22 protein-coding genes are annotated in these 18,485 nt (G+C 70.6%); 16 read left to right on the top strand and 6 right to left on the bottom strand.

Features of this window, described 5'->3' with window-relative positions; translation table 11 throughout:
- Position 1: 1 nt before the first annotated feature.
- From ABT123_RS22205 to ABT123_RS22155, 11 genes are all read left to right on the top strand, one after another.
- Complete coding sequence (locus ABT123_RS22205) at positions 2-1,378, top strand: CpaE/TadZ family protein (RefSeq protein WP_351317336.1); 1,377 nt, start codon at positions 2-4, stop codon at positions 1,376-1,378.
- A gap of 4 nt (positions 1,379-1,382) precedes the next feature.
- Positions 1,383-1,769: a TadE family protein gene (locus ABT123_RS22200; RefSeq protein WP_351317334.1), complete on the top strand. Its 387-nt coding sequence runs from the start codon at positions 1,383-1,385 to the stop codon at positions 1,767-1,769.
- The gene (locus ABT123_RS22195; RefSeq protein ID WP_351317331.1) at positions 1,769-2,203 is read left to right on the top strand and encodes a TadE/TadG family type IV pilus assembly protein; all 435 of its coding nucleotides are present in this window, start codon (positions 1,769-1,771) and stop codon (positions 2,201-2,203) included. The genes ABT123_RS22200 and ABT123_RS22195 overlap by 1 nt, the downstream gene beginning before the upstream one ends.
- Before the next feature lie 16 nt (positions 2,204-2,219).
- On the top strand, positions 2,220-3,557 hold the full coding sequence (locus ABT123_RS22190) for a TadA family conjugal transfer-associated ATPase (RefSeq protein ID WP_351317329.1): 1,338 nt from the start codon (positions 2,220-2,222) through the stop codon (positions 3,555-3,557).
- A complete protein-coding gene (locus ABT123_RS22185) occupies positions 3,554-4,492 on the top strand; it encodes a type II secretion system F family protein (RefSeq protein ID WP_351317326.1) in 939 nt (312 codons plus the stop codon). The genes ABT123_RS22190 and ABT123_RS22185 overlap by 4 nt, the downstream gene beginning before the upstream one ends.
- Positions 4,493-4,506: 14 nt before the next feature.
- Positions 4,507-5,412: a DUF5936 domain-containing protein gene (locus tag ABT123_RS22180; protein ID WP_351317323.1), complete on the top strand. Its 906-nt coding sequence runs from the start codon at positions 4,507-4,509 to the stop codon at positions 5,410-5,412.
- Positions 5,412-6,131 (top strand): response regulator, encoded by a 720-nt coding sequence (locus ABT123_RS22175; RefSeq protein WP_351317320.1) that lies wholly within the window; start codon positions 5,412-5,414, stop codon positions 6,129-6,131. The genes ABT123_RS22180 and ABT123_RS22175 overlap by 1 nt, the downstream gene beginning before the upstream one ends.
- Positions 6,132-6,241: 110 nt before the next feature.
- Entirely contained in the window at positions 6,242-6,415 is a 174-nt protein-coding gene (locus ABT123_RS22170) for a hypothetical protein (protein ID WP_351317317.1), read from the top strand.
- A 59-nt stretch (positions 6,416-6,474) separates the two neighbouring features.
- Positions 6,475-7,053, top strand: a complete 579-nt coding sequence (locus ABT123_RS22165) for a hypothetical protein (protein ID WP_351317314.1) — start codon at positions 6,475-6,477, stop codon at positions 7,051-7,053.
- A gap of 31 nt (positions 7,054-7,084) precedes the next feature.
- Positions 7,085-7,672: a hypothetical protein gene (locus ABT123_RS22160; protein ID WP_351317311.1), complete on the top strand. Its 588-nt coding sequence runs from the start codon at positions 7,085-7,087 to the stop codon at positions 7,670-7,672.
- Between the two features lie 4 nt (positions 7,673-7,676).
- Positions 7,677-8,306, top strand: coding sequence for an OmpA family protein (locus tag ABT123_RS22155; RefSeq protein WP_351317308.1), 630 nt, complete (start codon positions 7,677-7,679; stop codon positions 8,304-8,306).
- 122 nt (positions 8,307-8,428) lie between these two features.
- Here ABT123_RS22155 and ABT123_RS22150 read toward each other — a convergent pair whose 3' ends face one another.
- A complete protein-coding gene (locus ABT123_RS22150; protein ID WP_351317305.1) occupies positions 8,429-8,968 on the bottom strand; it encodes a TetR/AcrR family transcriptional regulator in 540 nt (179 codons plus the stop codon).
- 109 nt (positions 8,969-9,077) lie between these two features.
- On the opposite strand from ABT123_RS22150, the gene ABT123_RS22145 reads away from it, so the two are divergent.
- Entirely contained in the window at positions 9,078-9,485 is a 408-nt protein-coding gene (locus tag ABT123_RS22145) for a nuclear transport factor 2 family protein (RefSeq protein WP_351317302.1), read from the top strand.
- Positions 9,486-9,503: 18 nt separating this feature from the next.
- Here ABT123_RS22145 and ABT123_RS22140 read toward each other — a convergent pair whose 3' ends face one another.
- Complete coding sequence (locus ABT123_RS22140; RefSeq protein WP_351317299.1) at positions 9,504-10,079, bottom strand: TetR/AcrR family transcriptional regulator; 576 nt, start codon at positions 10,077-10,079, stop codon at positions 9,504-9,506.
- Positions 10,080-10,188: 109 nt separating this feature from the next.
- On the opposite strand from ABT123_RS22140, the gene ABT123_RS22135 reads away from it, so the two are divergent.
- Positions 10,189-11,784, top strand: a complete 1,596-nt coding sequence (locus ABT123_RS22135; RefSeq protein ID WP_351317296.1) for an MDR family MFS transporter — start codon at positions 10,189-10,191, stop codon at positions 11,782-11,784.
- 168 nt (positions 11,785-11,952) lie between these two features.
- Entirely contained in the window at positions 11,953-12,780 is an 828-nt protein-coding gene (locus tag ABT123_RS22130; protein ID WP_351317293.1) for a polysaccharide deacetylase family protein, read from the top strand.
- A 31-nt stretch (positions 12,781-12,811) separates the two neighbouring features.
- Here the strand turns inward: ABT123_RS22130 and ABT123_RS22125 are convergent, their stop codons facing one another.
- Complete coding sequence (locus ABT123_RS22125; protein WP_351317291.1) at positions 12,812-13,942, bottom strand: serine hydrolase domain-containing protein; 1,131 nt, start codon at positions 13,940-13,942, stop codon at positions 12,812-12,814.
- Between the two features lie 135 nt (positions 13,943-14,077).
- Here ABT123_RS22125 and ABT123_RS22120 point away from each other — a divergent pair, with 135 nt between their 5' ends.
- Positions 14,078-14,689, top strand: coding sequence for a hypothetical protein (locus ABT123_RS22120; protein WP_351317288.1), 612 nt, complete (start codon positions 14,078-14,080; stop codon positions 14,687-14,689).
- Positions 14,690-14,821: 132 nt separating this feature from the next.
- Here ABT123_RS22120 and ABT123_RS22115 read toward each other — a convergent pair whose 3' ends face one another.
- The 3 genes from ABT123_RS22115 to ABT123_RS22105 all read right to left on the bottom strand — a co-directional run bounded on the left by ABT123_RS22115 (position 14,822) and on the right by ABT123_RS22105 (position 17,505).
- Positions 14,822-16,102, bottom strand: coding sequence for an ABC transporter substrate-binding protein (locus ABT123_RS22115; protein WP_351317285.1), 1,281 nt, complete (start codon positions 16,100-16,102; stop codon positions 14,822-14,824).
- Positions 16,103-16,358: 256 nt separating this feature from the next.
- Complete coding sequence (locus ABT123_RS22110) at positions 16,359-16,976, bottom strand: SMI1/KNR4 family protein (protein ID WP_351317282.1); 618 nt, start codon at positions 16,974-16,976, stop codon at positions 16,359-16,361.
- 40 nt (positions 16,977-17,016) lie between these two features.
- Positions 17,017-17,505, bottom strand: a complete 489-nt coding sequence (locus tag ABT123_RS22105) for a DUF192 domain-containing protein (RefSeq protein WP_351317279.1) — start codon at positions 17,503-17,505, stop codon at positions 17,017-17,019.
- A gap of 125 nt (positions 17,506-17,630) precedes the next feature.
- On the opposite strand from ABT123_RS22105, the gene ABT123_RS22100 reads away from it, so the two are divergent.
- Positions 17,631-18,377, top strand: coding sequence for a prepilin peptidase (locus ABT123_RS22100; RefSeq protein ID WP_351317276.1), 747 nt, complete (start codon positions 17,631-17,633; stop codon positions 18,375-18,377).
- The last annotated feature ends 108 nt before the right edge of the window (positions 18,378-18,485 follow it).

The raw sequence follows: 18,485 nt of genomic DNA, 5'->3' as shown, positions 1-18,485 counted from the left end.
CATGACCACCCCCAGCACCCCCGGCACCCGCATCCTTCCGGCCGTCTCCGACCCGGACGCCGCCCGCGTCCTCGTCACCCTGCTCGGGCAGCTCCCCGCCGCCGAGCCGGCCGCCCCGGTCCCGGACTCCACCACCCTCCTGGACACCCTGGCCCGGCTGGCCGCCGAGTCCGTGGACGCCCTGCCCGAGGTGGTCCTCGTCCACGAGCGGATCGGGCCGCTGCCCGCCCTCGACCTGATCCGCGAGGTCGCCCTCCGCTTCCCGCCGGTGGGCGTGGTCCTGGTGTCCTCGGACGCCGGCCCGGCCCTCTTCTCCGCCGCCATGGACTCCGGCGCCCGCGGTCTGGTCGGGCTGCCGCTGGCCTACGAGGAACTCTCCGCCCGCGTCCAGGGCGCCGCCCAATGGGCCGCCGGCGTCCGCCGCCACCTGGGCCGGAGCACCGGCGGGGATGTCTTCACGGGACCCGGCACCGGCCGGGTCGCCACCGTCACCGGCGCGAAGGGCGGGGTCGGCACCACCTTCTGCGCGGTCCAGTTCGCCCTCGCCGCGGTCGCCGCCGGGCGGCGCGTGGCCCTGGTCGACATGGACCTCCAGGCCGGCGACGTCGGCTCCTACCTGGACGTGCAGTTCCGGCGGTCGATCGCCGACCTGGCCGGCATCCAGGACATCTCCCCGCGGGTGCTCGGCGACGCCGTGTACGAGCACCCCACCGGGCTCGCCCTGCTGCTGGCACCCGCCGACGGCGAACGCGGGGAGGAGGTCGACGAACGGGCCGCCCGGCTGATCGTCACCGCCCTGCGGCACCGCTACGACCTGGTGGTCGTGGACTGCGGCAGCCAGCTGTCCGCGGCGGGCGCCGCCACCGTGGAACGCGCCGACGTGGCCGTCCTGGTCACCACCCCGGACGTGGTCGCGGTCCGCGCGGCCAAGCGGACGGTCCGGATGTGGGAGCGGCTCCAGGTCCGCAAGGCGGAGGACACCACGATGGTGGTCAACCGCTGGACCAAGCACACCGAGATACAGCCCTCCCTGATCGAGAAGATCACCAAGACCCGGGCCACCCGCACCCCGGTCCCGGCGAACTTCAAGGAACTCCAGTCCGTGGTCGACGCGGGCCGGGTCCAGGACCTCGACAACCGCTCGGCGGTCAAGCAGGCCCTGTGGACCCTGGCCGGCGAACTCGGCCTGCTCCGCAGCCCGGAGGACACCCCTCCGCCGGGCCAGGCAGCCGCCCCCGGCGCCACCCTGGCCCTGCGCGCGGCGGGCCCGGTCGCCCGGACGCGCGGCGCCGCCCGGGGCGACCGGGCCGACCGGTCCGACCGGTCCGACCGGGGCGCGCTCGGCTCCTGGCTACGACGCCCGACCCGGGAGGGCTGACCCCATGCCCAGACCCGCCGTGAACAGGCCGGCCCGCGACCGCGGGCAGGTCGCCGTGGAGTTCGCCGGGATGCTGCCGTTCATCGTGCTGCTGATCATGGCGGTCTGGCAGTGCGTGCTGATCGGGTACGCGTTCTCCCTGGCGGGCAACGCGGCGGACGAGGCGGCCAGAGCGGGCGCGGTCACCCGCGACCCCGCCGCCTGCGCCGCGGCGGCCGGGGAACACATCCCGGGCTCCTGGGAAACCACCGCCGACTGCCCGGCCCCGCCCGCCACGGGCCTGTACCGGGTCTCGGTCCGACTCCAGATCCCGATCCTCCTGCCGGGCCTGAACCTGGGCCCCCAGATCACGGGCGAAGCGGGCGCGGCCATGGAAAAGGAGTCCAACTGATGCTCCTCAAAGGGGACGCACCCGGCAGCGTGCGCGGGCTCCGGGCGGAGCCGGGGATTCGCCGGGGCCGCCGGGCGCGGGCGGATCGGGGGCAGGTGGCGTTGGAGTATCTGGCGTTTCTGCCGATTCTGTTGCTCATCGGGCTTGCCGGCATCCAGCTCGGCTGGATCGCCTATGTGGAGCAGCAGGCCGAGAACGCCGCGCGCGTGGCCGCCCGTACCGCCTCCCTGGAGGGCATCCCGGCCGGCCAGGCCGCCGGAATGGCCGCCATCAAGGAAGGCCTCCAGAGCGGCTCCACCGTCGTCGTCGGAGGCGGGGACGCCCTCACCGCCACCGTGACCATCCAGGTCAACTCCATCGTGCCCGGCCTCAGCTTCGAGCAACGAACACGCACCGCCACCATGCCCAACGACGACCCGAACCCGAATCCGTAAGGGGGCCGGACCTGCCATGAGCCTGCGATCCAGGGTCAACACCCCCGACGACCGCCACAGCCCCCGCGAGGACGGCCGCCTGGTCTCCTCCTACCGCGCCAAACTCCTCGAGGAGATCGACCTCGCCGAAATGTCGGCGCTCGCGCCGACCGAGCGCCGCGCCCGCCTCGAACGCGTCCTCGGCCACATCATCAGCCGCGAAGGCCCCGTCCTCTCCACCGCGGAGCGCGCCCAGCTGATCCGCCGGGTCGTCGACGAAGCCCTCGGCCTCGGCGTGCTCGAACCCCTCCTCGAAGACCCCTCCATCTCCGAGATCATGGTCAACGGACCGGACCACATCTACGTGGAACGAGCCGGCCGCGTCGAGCAGCTCCCGCTCCGCTTCGCCTCCCACGAGCAGCTCATGCAGACCATCGAGCGCATCGTCTCCGCCGTCAACCGCCGCGTGGACGAGGCCAATCCGATGGTCGACGCCCGCCTCCCCACCGGCGAACGCGTCAACGTGATCATTCCGCCGCTCTCCCTGACCGGCGCCACCCTCACCATCCGCCGCTTCCCGCGCGCCTTCACCCTGCCCGAGATGATCGCCCTCGGCTCCCTCGACGAGCAGATGCTGCTGCTCCTCTCCGGACTGGTGCAGGCGAAGATGAACGTGATCGTGTCCGGCGCCACCGGCACCGGCAAGACCACCCTCCTCAACGCCCTCTCCGGCCTGATCCCGGAGGGCGAACGCATCATCACCATCGAGGACTCGGCGGAACTCCAGCTCCAGCAGTCCCACGTCATCCGGCTGGAATCCCGGCCCCCCAACGTCGAGGGCAAGGGCCGGATCACCATCCGCGACCTGGTCCGCAACTCCCTCCGGATGCGCCCCGACCGGATCGTCGTCGGCGAGGTCCGCGGCGGCGAGACCCTCGACATGCTCCAGGCCATGTCCACCGGCCACGACGGCTCCCTCGCCACCGTGCACGCGAACAGCGCCGAGGACGCCCTGATGCGGCTCCAGACCCTCGCCTCGATGTCCGAGGTCGAGGTCCCCTTCGAAGCCCTCCAGGACCAGATCAACAGCGCCGTCAACGTGGTCGTCCAGCTCACCCGGTTCGCCGACGGCTCCCGCCGGATCACCGAGATCTCCATCCTCGACTCGCACGGCCGCGAGCCCTTCCGGATCATCACGGTCTGCCGGTTCGCCGCCCAGCCGCTCAGCGCCGACGGACGCGTCCACGGCTATTTCGAGTACTACCCGCTGCCCCGCCGCATCGCCGAACGCCTCTACATGAACAACCAGCCGATCCCGCAGGCCTTCGGGGTCGCCGCCACCGAGGACCAGCTCACCACCCGGATCGCCCTGTGACCCAGCCCGTACTCCTGACCCTCGTCGCCACGCTCCTCGCCTGCGTGCTGCTCGTCCTGGGCGTCCACGCCTACGCGAAGGGCCGCGCCCAGCGTGCCGCGCTCATCGAACGCCTCTCCGCGAGCGGGGAACCGGAAGACGCCGGCCGCCGCCGCCGGTTCCGCTCCCTGGACCGGCGCCTGCGCGGCACCGCCCCCGGCCGCCGGATCGAGCTGAAGCTGGCCGCCACCGGCCTGGACCTCACCCCGGGCGAGTTCTTCGTCTACATGACCGCCTCGGTGGCCGCGGTCTGGCTGATCGCCGCCGCCCTGCTGGCGCCCTTCTTCGGCCCGGTGGCCGGCCTGATCGGCCTGTGGTCGGCGAACGCCTTCCTCAACTGGCAGCGGGCCCGGCGTACGGAGCGCTTCATCAACCAGCTCCCCGAACTGGCCCGGATCCTGGCCAACGCCACCCAGGCCGGACTGGCCCTCCGTACCGCCATCGGGATGGCCGCGGAGGAGCTGGAGGCCCCGGCGGGCGAGGAGCTCGGCCGGGTCGCGAACCGGCTGGCCGTCGGCCATTCCATCGACGAGGCACTCGGCGAACTCACCGAGCGCCTGCCCTCCCGCGAGCTCGTGGTCCTGGTCTCCACCCTGGTGCTGTCCGCCCGCGCGGGCGGCGCGATCGTCGGCAGCCTCCGCAATCTGACCGTCACCCTGGAACAGCGGAAGGAGACCCGCCGCGAGGTCCGCACCCAGCTGTCCCAGGTCACCGTGACCGCCTACCTGATGCCGTTCATCGGCCTGGGCTCACTGCTGCTGGTCGACACCCTGATGCCGGGCGCCCTGGACCGGATGACCGGCTCCGTCGCCGGCCAGCTCGCGGTCCTGGCCGCGCTCGGGCTGTTCGCCCTCGGCTTCGTCTCCATCCGCCGTCTGTCGAAGATCGAAGTCTGAGGGGCCGACCGCTGATGACCGTGCCGATCGCCGGCCTGCTGCTGGCCCTCCTGATGGCCCTCTCCGTCCTCGGAGCCTTCCACGGCCTCCGCCTCTACCGCTCGGAGACCAAACTCCCCACCGACCTCGCCCTCGCCCTGGAGGTCGGAGCTACCCGCACCACGGCCGTGGGCTCGGTCATCGACCGGATGGGCATCCGGTACGCCCCGCTGGTCCTGCGCCTGATGGGCCCCAAGCGGGTGGCGAAAAAACGCCGCCAGATCGACATGGCGGGCAACCCGGCCGGCCTGACCCTCGACCGCTACGCCGCACGCCGCGCCGTGTACGGGGCACTGGGCGCGGCCGGCGCCTTCGCGATGCTGCTCAACGGCCGGCTGGTCCTCGCCCTGATCATGGTCGCCTTCGGGCTGTTCTGGATCGAGGCGGGCCTGTGGTCGGCGATCCGCGTCCGCCGGGACCACATCGAGCGGACCCTGCCGGACTTCCTCGACGTCCTGGCGGTGGTCGTCAGCGCGGGGCTGGGCTTCCGGCCCGCCCTGGAGCGGGTCGCCGACAAGTACGAGGGCCCCTGGTCGGACGAAATCCGCATCACCCTCCAGCAGATGGACATGGGCGTCAGCCGCCGCCAGGCCTTCGACGAGCTGCGCCGGCGCAACGACAGCGAACAGGTCGCCCAGTTCGTGACCGCGCTCCAGCAGGGCGAGGAACTCGGCTCACCCATCGTCGACACCCTGATCGCGATCGCCGAGGACATGCGCCGTACGGACGCCCAGAACGCGCGGCGCCGCGCCGCCCGGGCTGTTCCGAAGGCCACCTTCGTGGTGACCACGTTCATGCTGCCCGGCACGATGATCCTGCTGATCGGCGGGTTCGTGTACGGCGCGGACATCGATTTCGGCGCAATGCTGGGTGCCCGCTGATGCCGCCGCGTACGCGGACGCCGACGCCGGCACCGATCCGGATCCTCATCGCCGACGACAACCCGGTCATCCGGGCGGGCCTGGCCGCGCTGCTGTCCCCGCACCCCGACCTCCGGGTGATCGCCCAGGCCACCAACGGCGGCGACGCCCTGGCCCTGACGCGCCGCCACCGCCCGGACGTGGTCCTGCTGGACGTCCGCCTGCCGGGCGTGGACGGCATCTCGGCACTGCCGCACCTGGTCCAGCTGGCGGCGGTCCTGATGCTGACGTCCAGCCGGGAGCCGGACGTGGTCCGCGAGACGCTGCTGCTGGGCGCGAACGGCTACCTGCTGCACGGCGAATTCACCCCGGAGGACCTGACCCGCGCGGTCCGCGACGTCCACGAGGGCCGCCCGCACTTCACCCCGACGGCGGCGAGCGTGGTACTGGCGGAGCTGCGGCGGCGGGGGTCTTCGCAGGCGCAACGAATTGTGGCACAGTCTTCGGAGCGAGCCCCCAACCACACGAATTTCGGGCTGAGTTCGAGGGAGGTGGAGGTGATGGACCTGATCGCGTCCGGAATGACAAACCAACAGATCGCCGCCACCTGCTTCATCAGCGAGAAAACGGTCAAGAACCACATCAACCGCATCTTCGCGAAGCTCCAGAGCGCGAGCCGCAGCGAGGCGATAGCCCGGTGGCTGGGAACGATCCGTTCCGGGGCGGTGGGCCATGGGTAGACGCAGTGCGCAGTGGGTCCGTAGATGGGTCCCAGGACCCTTTGCAAGCGCGGGTGCGACTGAGTACCGTCCGCGAGTCGACAGCGGGACCGGATCTGGAGGGGGCCCCCATGCGGAACCTCAAGTGGCACCGTTTGAAGGGCAGGGACGAGGGCCAAACGGCCTTCGAGTACCTGGGGATCGTCGTGGTGGTCGTGCTGATCATCGGCGCGATCCTCGCGTCGGGGGTTGGGGACCGCATTTCAGCGGCCATCGTTCAGGCGGTCGCCGACATCACGGGTTGAGGCCGCCCGCGACGGGCGAGCGGGACCGAGGGCAGACCTTCCCCCTCTACGTTGTCGTGGTGGCCGGTCTGCTCTTCGCCGCGTTTGCCCTGTTCGTCGTCGGGTTTGCAGGGGCGGCTCGCAGCGACGGCCAAGGGGCCGCCGATGCGGCTGCACTGGCAGCCGCACGCGAGGCGCGGGACGGCGTTTTCACGGGGCTGGTGCTGGACGATCTCACTCCGGACGACTGGGGCGAACTCCTCGACGGCGACTACTTCGACGTGGGCGCGGCGTGCGCGGAGGCAGGCAGTTTTGCCGCGCAGAACGATGCCTCCGTCACCGGATGTGAATCGGCGCTTCCCCGCTTCACCGTTGATGTACGGACGAACCGTGCGGTGGGCAACTCGGTCGTTCCGGGGACGGAGAGCACGTACGCCGTCGCCACAGCCACCGCCGTCATCGAGCCGCGCTGCACTCTTGGCCCCGCGCCGACGGAGACGGTCACGCCGTCGCCCACGCCGAATCCGACGACTCCACCCGTTCCCGATCCGGTCAACTTCGTGTGCGAGGACGGGAAAGACTTCAAGCTTGATCCCCTGGACCCGGGGGAGCCGGCGGAGCTGGCGCGCAGACTCTTCAAGGTGAGGCTGGACGGCTGATGGCGCAACGAGAGACAAGGAAGCGGAGCAGATGAGCATTCGGCAGACGGCGAAGGTCGGCAGGGCAGCGCCCATAGTGGTCGCGGCGGTCCTGACGCTCACTCTGGCCGGGTGCGGAATCGGCGACGACGAGAAGCCGAAGGCTGCGCAGCCCAGCAACCCGGCGTCCCAGGGATCGGCCGGCACGCGGAACCCCGCGCCCAACACGCCGAGTACGGCTGTGGAAGAGGTCATCGCGACGTCGAACGGGCCGGAATCCCTGGTCATGGAGATCAACTCGGCCGTCCGGGACCCGGGGGGCTTCGTCACCGTCAACGGCAAGATCAAGAACAACGGCTCCGGCAAGTACGTGCAGACCCAGATCTGGCGCGGCACCGAAAAGAACGCAAGCCCCAACTCGATCGCAGGGGCCACCCTGGTCGACCGGGCGGGCAAGAAGCGCTACTACGTACTCAGGGACACGGAGGGGCGGTGCCTGTGCACGACTTCCATCCTGTCCATTGACGCGGGAGGCTCAGTTCCTGTGACGGCGCAGTTCCCCTCGCCGCCGTCCGGCACGACAGAGGTCGACTTCGGCCTGCCCACATTCGCCACGGTAGCCATCAAGATCTCCGGGTGACCCCATGACCACACGCCACCGCGCATCCGCCGCCACCGCCATAGTCGGCCTGGTCATCGCCGGGGCCCACTTCATCGGTGCGGCCAGCGCCCACGCCGACGATCCGACCGCGCCGCCCGGGACCGAGCCCTCGGCTGCGCCGCCCGTTGCCATCGACTCCAATTCGCCCGGCCTCAAGATGCCTCAGGGCGGCGTCCTTGCCGCGCCCAAGGTGCTGGACATTGCCGAGGTCGTCGAGGACCTCGGGGGTGAGCAGCGGCGGCAGGAGACCAATCAGACCGTGATGATGGCCCTTCAGGCCGAGGTGCTGTTCCCCGAGGACAGTGATGTCCTCAACGCCCAGGCCTCGGCCCGCATCCAGGCCATCGGCCAGGAGATCAACCAGCAGAAGGCCACCCGCGTCCGGGTGTTCGGATTCACCGACGACCAGGGCAGCTACGAACACGGCAAGGTGCTCTCCAAGAAGCGCGCCGACTCGGTGCAGCGGGAGCTGGCGAAGACGGTGACCAATCCGTCCGTCATGTTCGACATCCGCGGCTACAGCGAGGACTACCCGATCGCGGACAACAAGACGGAAGAGGGCCGCAAGAAGAACCGGCGCGTGGAGATCACGTTCCCCCGCGGGGCCTCGTAGCCGCACGCCGTCCCGGAGGACAAGGGCTGGCACCCGCCGTCCACCGAGCCGTGGCCCGCGTACACTCCACCCGTCTACAACCCGTCTCCCCAGTCGAGTTGAGGGCTGAGCGCGGCGCTGGGCTAGCGCTGCTCATGTGTGAGCAGCAGGTCTGCCATCTCGCGCGCTCGCAGGGCCGGCTCGCGGCCGGGGGTCAGGGCGGCGACCACCGTGGCGCCCTCGACCAGGATCAGCAGCTGGTCGGCTACGGCCGGTGGAGCCTCCGTCAGGTCGGCCAGCAACCTGCGGAGTTCCGTCTTGTGGGTGTGGACGATCTCCGGTGCGGCCGGGCCGAGTTCGCCGTACGCGTTGAGGAAGGCGCAGCCGCGGAACTCCGGCTCGGTGAACCAGTCGGCCAGCCAGTCGAACACCGCGTGCACCCTGTCGAGGGGGGTGGCGGGGCGGGTGGCCGCTGTGCGGAGGGAGTCGAGCCAGCGGCGGTCCCGGCGTTCCAGGTAGGCCGCGACCAGGGATTCCTTGGCGGGGAAGAGCCGGTACAGCCGTTTCAGCGGGACGCCCGATGCGGTGCGGATGCGGTCCATGCCGACGGCCTGGATGCCGTGCGCATAGAACAGCGCCTCTGCCGTGTCGAGCAGTCGGGTCCTGGCCTCTTCGTCGTCCATGGAGGGAAGGGTAGTCTCCCGGCGGTTGCGGTGAGAACGCTCGTTCTCGTAGTGTTTCCATGTGTAGGAGAACGAGCGTTCTCTTGGTTTTCATTCGGAAGGCGTTCACATGACTCGACCTCCCCTGCCGCCCTTCACCGAAGACACCGCCCGCGCCAAGGTCCAAGCCGCCGAGGACGCATGGAACACCCGTGACCCCGAGCGGGTCGCGCTCGCCTATACCGAGGACTCCGTGTGGCGGAACCGCGACCGGTTCCTTCAAGGCCGGGAGGAGATCCGCTCCTTCCTTGCCGAGAAGTGGGCGCGCGAACTCGACTACCGGCTCCGCAAGGAGCTCTGGGCCTACACCGGCAACCGGATCTCCGTGCGCTTCGAGTACGAGTGGCACGACGCGGACGGCCAGTGGTGGCGCAGCCACGGCAACGAGCAGTGGGAGTTCGCCGACGACGGCCTGATGCGGCGGCGTGAGGCCAGCATCAACGACGTCCCCATCGAGGAATCCGAGCGCCGCCTCTGACGCCCTCACCCGCCCCCGCTACGCCTCGTGGTGCGCCTGCGTGATCAGGTCGATGGCGACCTCCAGCGTGGCCATCCGCTTCTCCTCCTGGTCACCCTCCACATGCTGCAGGAACAGCATTCCGGCGTGCATCGTGAACAGCGCGCTCACGCACCGGACCTGGTCGGTGAGCGGGGCACCGTCCGTGCGGAGCAGGTCGACCATCGTGAACATCCGCTGCTTGAAGGTCTCGCCGATGCTCAGCTCGCGCATCGTCGCCTGGTTCTCCTGCATGAAGCGGTACAGCGGGGCCGCCCCGCACAGCGCGGTGCTGTAACGGCGCAGGATCTCCTGCTTGGTCTCCAGGGTGCGTGGCTGTGCCTCCGCCCAGGTGATCAGCTCGTCGATGGGCCGGGTCAGGTCCTGGAAGAGGCTAATGATGATCTCTTCCTTGGTCTTGAAGTGGTAGTAGAGCGCAGCCTTGGTGACCTCCAGCCGCTCCGCGATCTCGCGGAGGGAGGTCTTCTCGTATCCCTGCTCGGCGAAGAGCTCCAGAGCGACGTCCTGGATGCGCTGGCGCGTGTTCCCGCGGCGCGACTGCGGACTGCTGGACATGGCTCTCCCCACTTACTTACTTGACGCCCGGCTAGTGCGGGTCTACCTTCCCAGTGTAGTGAACTAGCCGGGCGGCAAGTAAGCCCCCGGGATCGTGGGGAGTGGCGACGTGGCCGACGTTGGCGATGTGGTTGATGTGGATGCGGACACCTCGAAGGAGGTGAAGCCGCGCAGTGTGCGCGTGGTGCTCCTGGCGCTCATGATCGCCATGCTGCTGGCCATGCTCGACAACATGATCATCGGTACCGCCATGCCGACGATCGTGGGTGAACTGGGCGGTCTGGAGCACCTGTCGTGGGTGGTGACCGCCTACACCCTCGCCACCGCGGCCTCGACCCCGATCTGGGGCAAGCTCGGCGACATGTACGGACGCAAGGGCACCTTCCTCACGTCCATCGTGATTTTCCTGATCGGCTCCGCACTCAGCGGCATGGCCCAGGACATGGGCCAGCTGATCGGCTTCCGTGCCGTCCAGGGCCTGGGCGCAGGCGGCCTGATGGTCGGCGTCATGGCGATCATCGGCGACCTGATCCCGCCGCGGGAGCGTGGCAAGTACCAGGGCATGATGGCCGGCGTGATGGCCCTCGCCATGATCGGCGGACCGCTGGTCGGCGGCACCATCACCGACCACATGGGCTGGCGCTGGTCCTTCTACATCAACCTGCCGCTGGGTGCGGTGGCGCTGGCCATGGTGACCGCCGTACTGCACCTGCCCAAGACCCCGAAGACCCGGGCGAAGATCGACTACCTCGGTGCCGCCCTGCTCACCGTGGCGATCACCTCGACCGTGCTCGTCACCACCTGGGGCGGTACCGAGTACGCCTGGGGCTCGGCGGAGATCATCGGCCTCGCCGTCGTCGGCGTGCTGACCCTCGCCGGCTTCCTGGCCGTCGAGCGCCGCGCGGCCGAGCCGATCATGCCGCTGCACATCTTCCGCAGCCGCAACTTCACCCTGATGTCGGTGATCGGCTTCCTCACCGGCTTCGCCATGTTCGGCGGCGTCCTCTACCTGCCGCTGTTCCAGCAGTCGGTACAGGGCGCGTCCGCGACCAACTCGGGTCTGCTGCTGCTCCCGATGCTGCTGTCCATGATGCTGGTCTCGCTGGTGGCGGGCCGGGTGACCACGAACAGCGGCAAGTACAAGATCTTCCCCATCGTGGGCGGCGCGCTGATGGTGGTCGGGCTGTTCCTGCTCGCGCAGATGGACACCGGCACCTCGCGCTTCGAGTCGGGCATCTACATGGCCGTCCTCGGTGCCGGCCTCGGCTTCCTGATGCAGATCACCATGCTGGTCGCCCAGAACAGCGTGGAGATGAAGGACATGGGCGTCGCCTCCTCCTCCGCCACGCTCTTCCGCACGCTCGGCGGTTCCTTCGGAGTGGCTCTGATGGGCTCCCTGTTCACCGGCCGGGTGCAGGACACCATGACGGACCGGCTGGGCGAGGCGGGCGGCGCGGCCACCGGCGGATCGGCGCAGCTGGACGCGGCGAGCCTGGCGAAGCTGCCGGAGGCGGTGCGGGAGGCGTACCAGCACGCGGTGGCCGCCGGCACGCATTCCGCCTTCCTGCTGGGCGCTGCCATCGCCGTTCTCGGCTTTGCGGCAGCCTGGTTCGTGAAGGAGGTGCCGCTGCGCGGCGCCGGTCCGGCCGCGGCGGCGCCCGCCGCGGAGGAGCCGGCCGAGCTCGCGGAGCCGGTCGCGCGCTGACCTCCGTACCTCTGAACACATAGCCCCCGGTGGATCCACGGATCCGCCGGGGGCTGTGTCGTGAACGCCCCATTATCTGGAATTTATGGCCGAATGGCCTGGAACTCTTGGCCTGTTCTCCACGTCCTGACTGACGGAACCTCAAGCCGGACGAGGAGTGGATACTTCATGGCGCGCACGCTCAAGGAGATCACCCAGGACACCCGCGCCCGAATAGCAGTCGCCGCCTCGGCAGCGGTGGTTGCGGCCACCGTGTGGGGAGTGGCGGCCCTCGCCGACAGCGGTCCGGCTGCCGACGGCAAGGGCGGGAGCGTGGCGAACGAGGGCCAGGGGCGCGGTCCGGAGACGCCCCGGGCTCCCCAGGCGCCCCAGGGCCCGCAGATGCCGGAGGGCATCGCACACGCCTCGGAGGCCGGCGGGAACGCCGTGAACATCACCATCGACGACGGCCCGGACCCGACCTGGACCCCGAAGGTCCTCGACGTGCTGAAGAGGCACCAGGTCAAGGCGGTCTTCTGCATGGTCGGGCCGCAGGCCGGCGAGCACCCGGACCTGGTGAAGAGGGTGGTGGCCGAGGGGCACCGGCTCTGCAACCACACCGTCGACCACGACACCGGCATGGACAAGAAGCCCGTGGAGTACCAGGAGCGGCAGATCCTGGAGGCCAAGAAGATGATCGAGGAAGCGGCCGGCGGGGGCGCGAAGGTCGAGTACTACCGGGCGCCCGGCGGTGCCTTCACCCCCGACAGCCGGCGCATCGCCGCGGCCCACGGAATGCGCCCGCTCGGCTGGAACGCCGACAGCAAGGACTACCGGGCCCCGGGGGTGCAACAGCAGGTCGACACCGTGAAGGCGGAGCTGAGGAACGGTCCGACCGTGCTGTTCCACGACGGCGGCGGGAACCGCTCGCAGAGCGTCGAGGCCCTCGACCGGGTGCTGGTCTGGCTGAAGGAACAGGGCCGGCCGACCGGCTTCCCGGTCCGCACCACCCCGTGACACGCGGCCCGGCCCCGCCCGCGGCCCTCGCCTACTGCCCCGCCACCCGCAGCGCCGCCGCGGTGAACCGCAGGTTCTCCGGGGAGTTGTTCTGCATGGGGAAGGTGAACCGGCGGCGGGAGTAGGCGTACGCGATCCCGGTGACCGGGTCCGCGAAGGCCTGCCCGCCCGCGGCTCCGCTGTGCCCGAAGGCCTGCGGGCCGACCGGCGGCTGGGTCTCGAAGCCCAGCCCGAAGTGGTCGGTCTCACCGGTCACCAGGTCGGTGCCCCGGGTGTGCAGCCGCGCCACGTCCACGAGAGTCTCCGGCTTCAGCAGCCCGCCCAGGGCGGCGGCGTACAGCCCGGCCACGCCGCGGGCGCTGCCCATCCCGCCCGCCGCGCCCGGGCCCTGGGCGATGACCGCGGGGTGGTTGCCGTACTCGACGATGTCCATCGGCGGGGTGCGGTGCAGGTTGAACGCGATGGGCAGCAGCTCCGGCGGGGCCGGCCAGGCCGCCTGGGCCGCCTCGCCCTCCGGCGTCGGGACCCCCGCCAGCACCGGCTTCCAGCGGTCCCGCAGCCCCTCCGGCAGGCCCAGGTACAGGTCCAGGCCGTACGGCGCGCGGATCCGCTCCTCGTACACCTCCTGGAGCGACTTCCCGGTCACCCGCCGGACCACCTCGCCGGTCAGCGCGCCGATCACAAAGCCGTGGTAGCCGTACCCCGTCCCGGGCGTCCAGTACGGCTTCTGCCCGGCCAGCCGGGCCGCGACCAGCGCGTCGTCCGCCAGCTCCTCGATCGAGAAGCCCTCCGGGGTGTTGATCAGCCCGGAGCCGTGGGCGGTCAGCTGCCGGACGGTCAGCTGCTCCTTGCCGTCACCGGTGAACTCGGGCCAGTACTCCACCACCGGACGGTCCAGGTCCAGTACGCCCTCCTGCGCGAGCAGCGCCACGACCAGGTGGACGGCTCCCTTGGTGATCGAGTAGACCCCGGACAGGGTGTCCGCGTCGGTGTCCTCGCCGGCCCACAGGTCGACCACGCGCCGGCCCTGGTGGACCACCACGAGCTGGGCCTCGGGGGAGTGCGCCTCGCCCGCGATGAAGGAGGCGAACTCCTCCCGGACCGGCTCCCAGCCGGCCTCCACCGTGCCGTTGATGCCCGCGGTCCCCGTGTACGTGCTCATTTCGGTCCCCCCTAGATCGTTTGGCTCGTTCGACGGTCCACAACCAGGGTTCGCACGGTCATATTCCGGCTCCCGTACGGGTGAATGCGCGCCCGGCGTCGTTCCGGGCCGCCGGAGGGTCCCGTTGCTCCCGGTGTGAAACGTACTCAAACCGCCGCTCTCGCCCTCGCAACAGCCGTGGCCGCACTGGCTCCTGCGCTCGTCGAGGCCTCCGCCGCCGACGGAACCGCGTTCCTGCAGGACCCCGCGGGCGGCGAGAAAAAGATGCGCTCGACCAAGGACAAGACGTACAAGGTGGAGGGACAACTCCGGTTCCATCCCGGGGTGGTCTACACGATGGTGCCCCGTCCCGCCGCCAAGGGCGGCCAGGACTGGGCCGGGGGCGCGGAGGGGGAGATGCCCGATCCCAAGTCCCTTGCCTGGGAGCCGAAGTTCGAGTTCGCCTGGGGGGTCTCCGATGTGGCGCTGCTGAAGACGGCGCTCGCGTCGAAGGGCAGGCACCCCGTCGTCCTGCACGCCACTCTGTGGACGGCGGACCGCACCAAGGCGGCCGAGGTGCACAGCACCGTCAAGGACCGCCCGGCCACCGGCCGCACCACGCTCCCCGGCGGCAAGCGGATCGCCTGCGACACGGGCGGCTACACGGCCGAATGGTCGGTCACCCGGTCCGGACACGGGTCCGTCGGCGGCACGCTGAAGTGGAACGCGGACTGCGCGCAGTACCGGACGGCATTCAGCCAGAAGTGAGAAAGGGGCCACGCCCGAGCACCTTGTGGGCGCTGTGCGGGCGAAGGGGCTGCGGACTCGGATCGCGTGCCGGATCAGCCAGGGAAGAGGGCCCGGAAGTACGGGTCGAGCAGGTCTAGCAGGTCGAGCGGGTCAGGGCTTCTTGGTCTGCTCGCGGGACTGGTTCGCGATGTCCTCGAGGACGGCCTTGGCATCGGCGCCCGGCTCTACGGCCCGCCCGATGTTGCGCTTGATGGTGTCGCTGACCGTCACCCAGTTCGGGTTGTTCACCGGGTACAGCTGGGCGCCGCGCAGCGCGGCCAGGAACTGCTCCTCGTCCTTGTCGATGCCGCCGCCCGCGGGGGTGCGCGACGCGCTGACCGTGGACGGGAGCAGGTGGTACCGGCCGGCGAAGTCGGAGAGGTTCTTGTCCTGGTAGAGGAAGTCCAGGAACGTGCCGATCTGCTTCCGGTGGTCGTTCTGGTTGAAGGCCACCATCCAGTCGGCCACACCGACAGCGGGCGGTCGCTCGGAGGCGCCCAGTCCGTCGTTGACGGGCATGTCCACGGTGCGCACGGTGATGCCCTTGGCCTCGGCCGCGTGGGCCAGCGAGGGGTAGCCGTTGAGCATGCCGACCTCCCCGCGCAGGAAGGCGTCGAAGGCGTCCTGGCGGTTGAACCTGCCGGGCGGGACCGGGCCGACCAGACCGGGGGTGACCAGCTCGTCCTTGATCCACTTGAAGGTCTGGACGTTCTGCTCGGAGGCCAGGCTGTAGTTGCCGCTGCTGTCGACGTAACCGCCGCCGTTGCTGAGCTCCCAGATCATCGCCTCCGCATGCGCCTCCTCGGGGCCGAGCGGCAGGGCGTACGGGAACTTCACGCCCTTCTGCTTCAGCGCCTCGGCGGCGTTCTTCAGCTCCTTCCAGGTCTTCGGCGGCGCGACCTTGGCCTTGGTGAAAAGGCTCTCGTTGTAGAAGAGCAGCCGGCTGCTCGCCACGAAGGGCAGGCCGTAGAGGGTGTTTCCGATGGAGCCGGCCTCGGCGAGGGGCTGCAGGAAATTCGCCTCCGCCCGGACCGAGAGGAGTTCCTCCGCCGGGTAGAGCTTGCCCTGGGCCGCGAAGTCCGAGTACGAGCCCATGAGCGCCATGTCGGGAGCCTTGCCCGCCTTGACCAGGCGGCCGACCTCGCGGTCGATGTCGGCCCATGGCAGCAGCTTCACCTCGACCTTGATGCCGGGGTGCTCGGCGGTGAAATCGGCGGTGACTTTGTCCCAGAAGGCCTTGGAACTGGTTTCCGGAGTGGTGCCGTACTCGGCGGCCACGAGCTTGAGGGTGGCGTCGCCGCCGTCGCCGGAGGTGCTGCCGCAGCCGGAGAGAGCGATCAGGAGGCCGAACGCGGTCGTGCTCGCTGCCGCCCCGAAGATTCTTCGTCGCACGGGTGAATTCCCCTGGTTTTCTTTTGGTTACTTACGAGTTGCTTCGGGGTCCGGTGTCCGGAGGGTGACCCGATGGCCGGAATTCTCTCCTGAAGGCGGGGTGGTTGATTCCATGGGGGCGGCACTTGTGGGCAATGCTCCAAGTGGGGCTTTTCCGGCTGGTGTTTTCCGATATGTGATCCATAATTCGGACGCGCGTAGAAATGCCGAATGCCCGTTTCCGCCGGGCGGAACGGGAGTTGAGGGGGTGGCGAGGTTAAGCCGGGAACTCGCCGGCGTAGGGGTCCGGGTCGCCCGTTTCCGGGTTACGGCCTTCCTGCCAGCGTCGCTGCGCCTTCCGCCAGTGCACGAAGCCGAGCTGCCCGCCGTCCCAGAAAGTGATACTGACCGGGCTCACGTCGAACTCGTCCGAGAACAGGCGGTACAGGAATTCCGCCATGCCGTACGGATAGACGGCGAACGTGTCCGCGGTGTGCCGGCCGCAGACCAGGACCGGCCAGCGGTCCGGGTCGGGATCCGTGGTGAGCCAGCACAGGATGTCGGACCCGCCGGTCACCCCCCAGGCGATGATCGACTCCGGGTCGATGTCGAAGGCGGCGGGTCCGCCCTCGGCCATCCAGGCCTGGCGGGCGTTCTCGGTCTCCTCGGCCATCTCGGCCGGGTCCCACTGCAGGCCCGGCTTGGGGAGCGGGAGCAGGATGCTCGCCTCGCCGTTGATGGTGCCGGCACCGAAGCGGCCCATGAAGGCGACGAAGTCGGCGGGGAAGCGGGTGCGCCAGACGGCCTCGGCGGCGGGCCAGTCGATGTCCTCGTCGGCCCCGTGCGTGGCGGGCATGAGCTGTTCCAGCGCCTTCAGCTGCGCGTTCTCCGTCATCGCCGCTCCCCGAACCCGCCCGTTGCCCAACCGTCCCAACTTACCGTGGCCGCGCCGGGGCTTGGCCAGGGCCCTGCTGGGTGCCGCTGTCGCCCGGGTCCGGGGTGGATCCGGGCGTGGTCCTGTCCGCCCGGACAGGGGCGGGCTCGATGTGCAGGCGGACGCCCGGCCGGATGCCCCAGGCGGCCATGGTTCCCGCCTCCGCCTCCAGTACCCGGCGGGCCCGCAGCCGCGGCAGCCCCAGCCGGCCCGGCCGCATGGTCGTGACGGCCAGCACCGTGCCGGCCCGGTCCAGGTACGCCACGTCGATCGCGAAGCGCATCCGGAAGGTGTGCACGCTCGCCGCGGGGGTCAGCAGCAGGGCGCCCTCGATCCCGTCCCGGCCGAGCAGGCCACGGGTCCTGGCCCGGTAGGAAGCGGCGATCTCCAGAGGGATCTCCAGCGGGACCGCCACGACGGCCGGGCAGGACTCGACCGCCGTGCCGATGCGGAGCAGGGCCGGGCCGTCCCGGAAGTGCCGGTGACGCATGGGGCGCTGCTCCCTCCCGAAGTGCCGAAGTGCCGAAGTCCCGGAGTGCCGGTCGGTCCAGGTTAGGGGGAATGGGGCCCCCGGGCCCATGGCCCTTCCGGCCGGGCATGCCTAGGGTCGGCGGGATGGGCGTGCTCGTGATCGTTCTTGCCGGGGCCTACGGCGTGGCCGCCGGGCTGCTGCTGCCGCGGGTCGCGTACCGGCTCTCGGTGGAACCGGGGGAGCCCTGGCAGGGCCGGTGCCCCGGCGGGCACCCGCTCGGGGGCCGGTTCGGCGGCTGGCTCGGGCTCGCCCGCTGCCGGGCTTCCACCCCGGCCCGCCCGGACGGGTACGGTCCGCACACCGGCCGGGTCACCGCCGTGTGCGCGGCGGTGTGCGCCGCGGTCGGGGCCGCGGTCGGGGCGCGGCCCGAGGCCGCCGTCTACGTCGGGCTGGCCCCCGTACTCCTCCTGCTCGCCCTGGTGGACCTCGCCGTGCACCGGCTGCCCGATCTGCTGACCCTGCCGCTGGCCGCGGCGGCAGCCGCCGGGCTCGGGGCGGTCGCCCCGCTGCCCGGCGCGGGCGGGTCCTGGCCGGGCGCGGTGGCCGGCGGGGCCGGGCTGGGCGCGGCGTACCTGCTGCTGTTCCTGATCAACCCGGCCGGCATCGGCTTCGGCGACGTCAAGCTCGCGCTCGCCCTCGGCGTCGCTCTTGGGTGGTACGGGTGGGGGGTATGGATCGTCGGGGCGTTCCTGGGGTTCCTGTACGGGGCCCTGTACGGCCTGGGCCTGCTCCTTGCCGGGCGGGCGGGGCGGCGTACGGCCTTCCCGTTCGGCCCGTTCATGGCCGGCGGGGCCCTTACCGGAGTGCTCCTGGGCGGCTTCGGAGCGTAATCGTTTCGCGCCAATGCACGCAGGACGCTTTACGAAGGGTTATGGTGGAACCCCCCCCTCGGGCCGGTCCGTATCCCCCCCACGGACCGGCCCGTTTTCTGTTCTCAC

Origin of the sequence: Streptomyces sp. NPDC002054 (genome assembly GCF_040296685.1) — a bacterium.
Lineage (GTDB): Bacteria > Actinomycetota > Actinomycetes > Streptomycetales > Streptomycetaceae > Streptomyces.
Note: the sequence above shows the minus strand (reverse complement) of the source record. Positions and strands in the feature narration are given on the sequence as shown.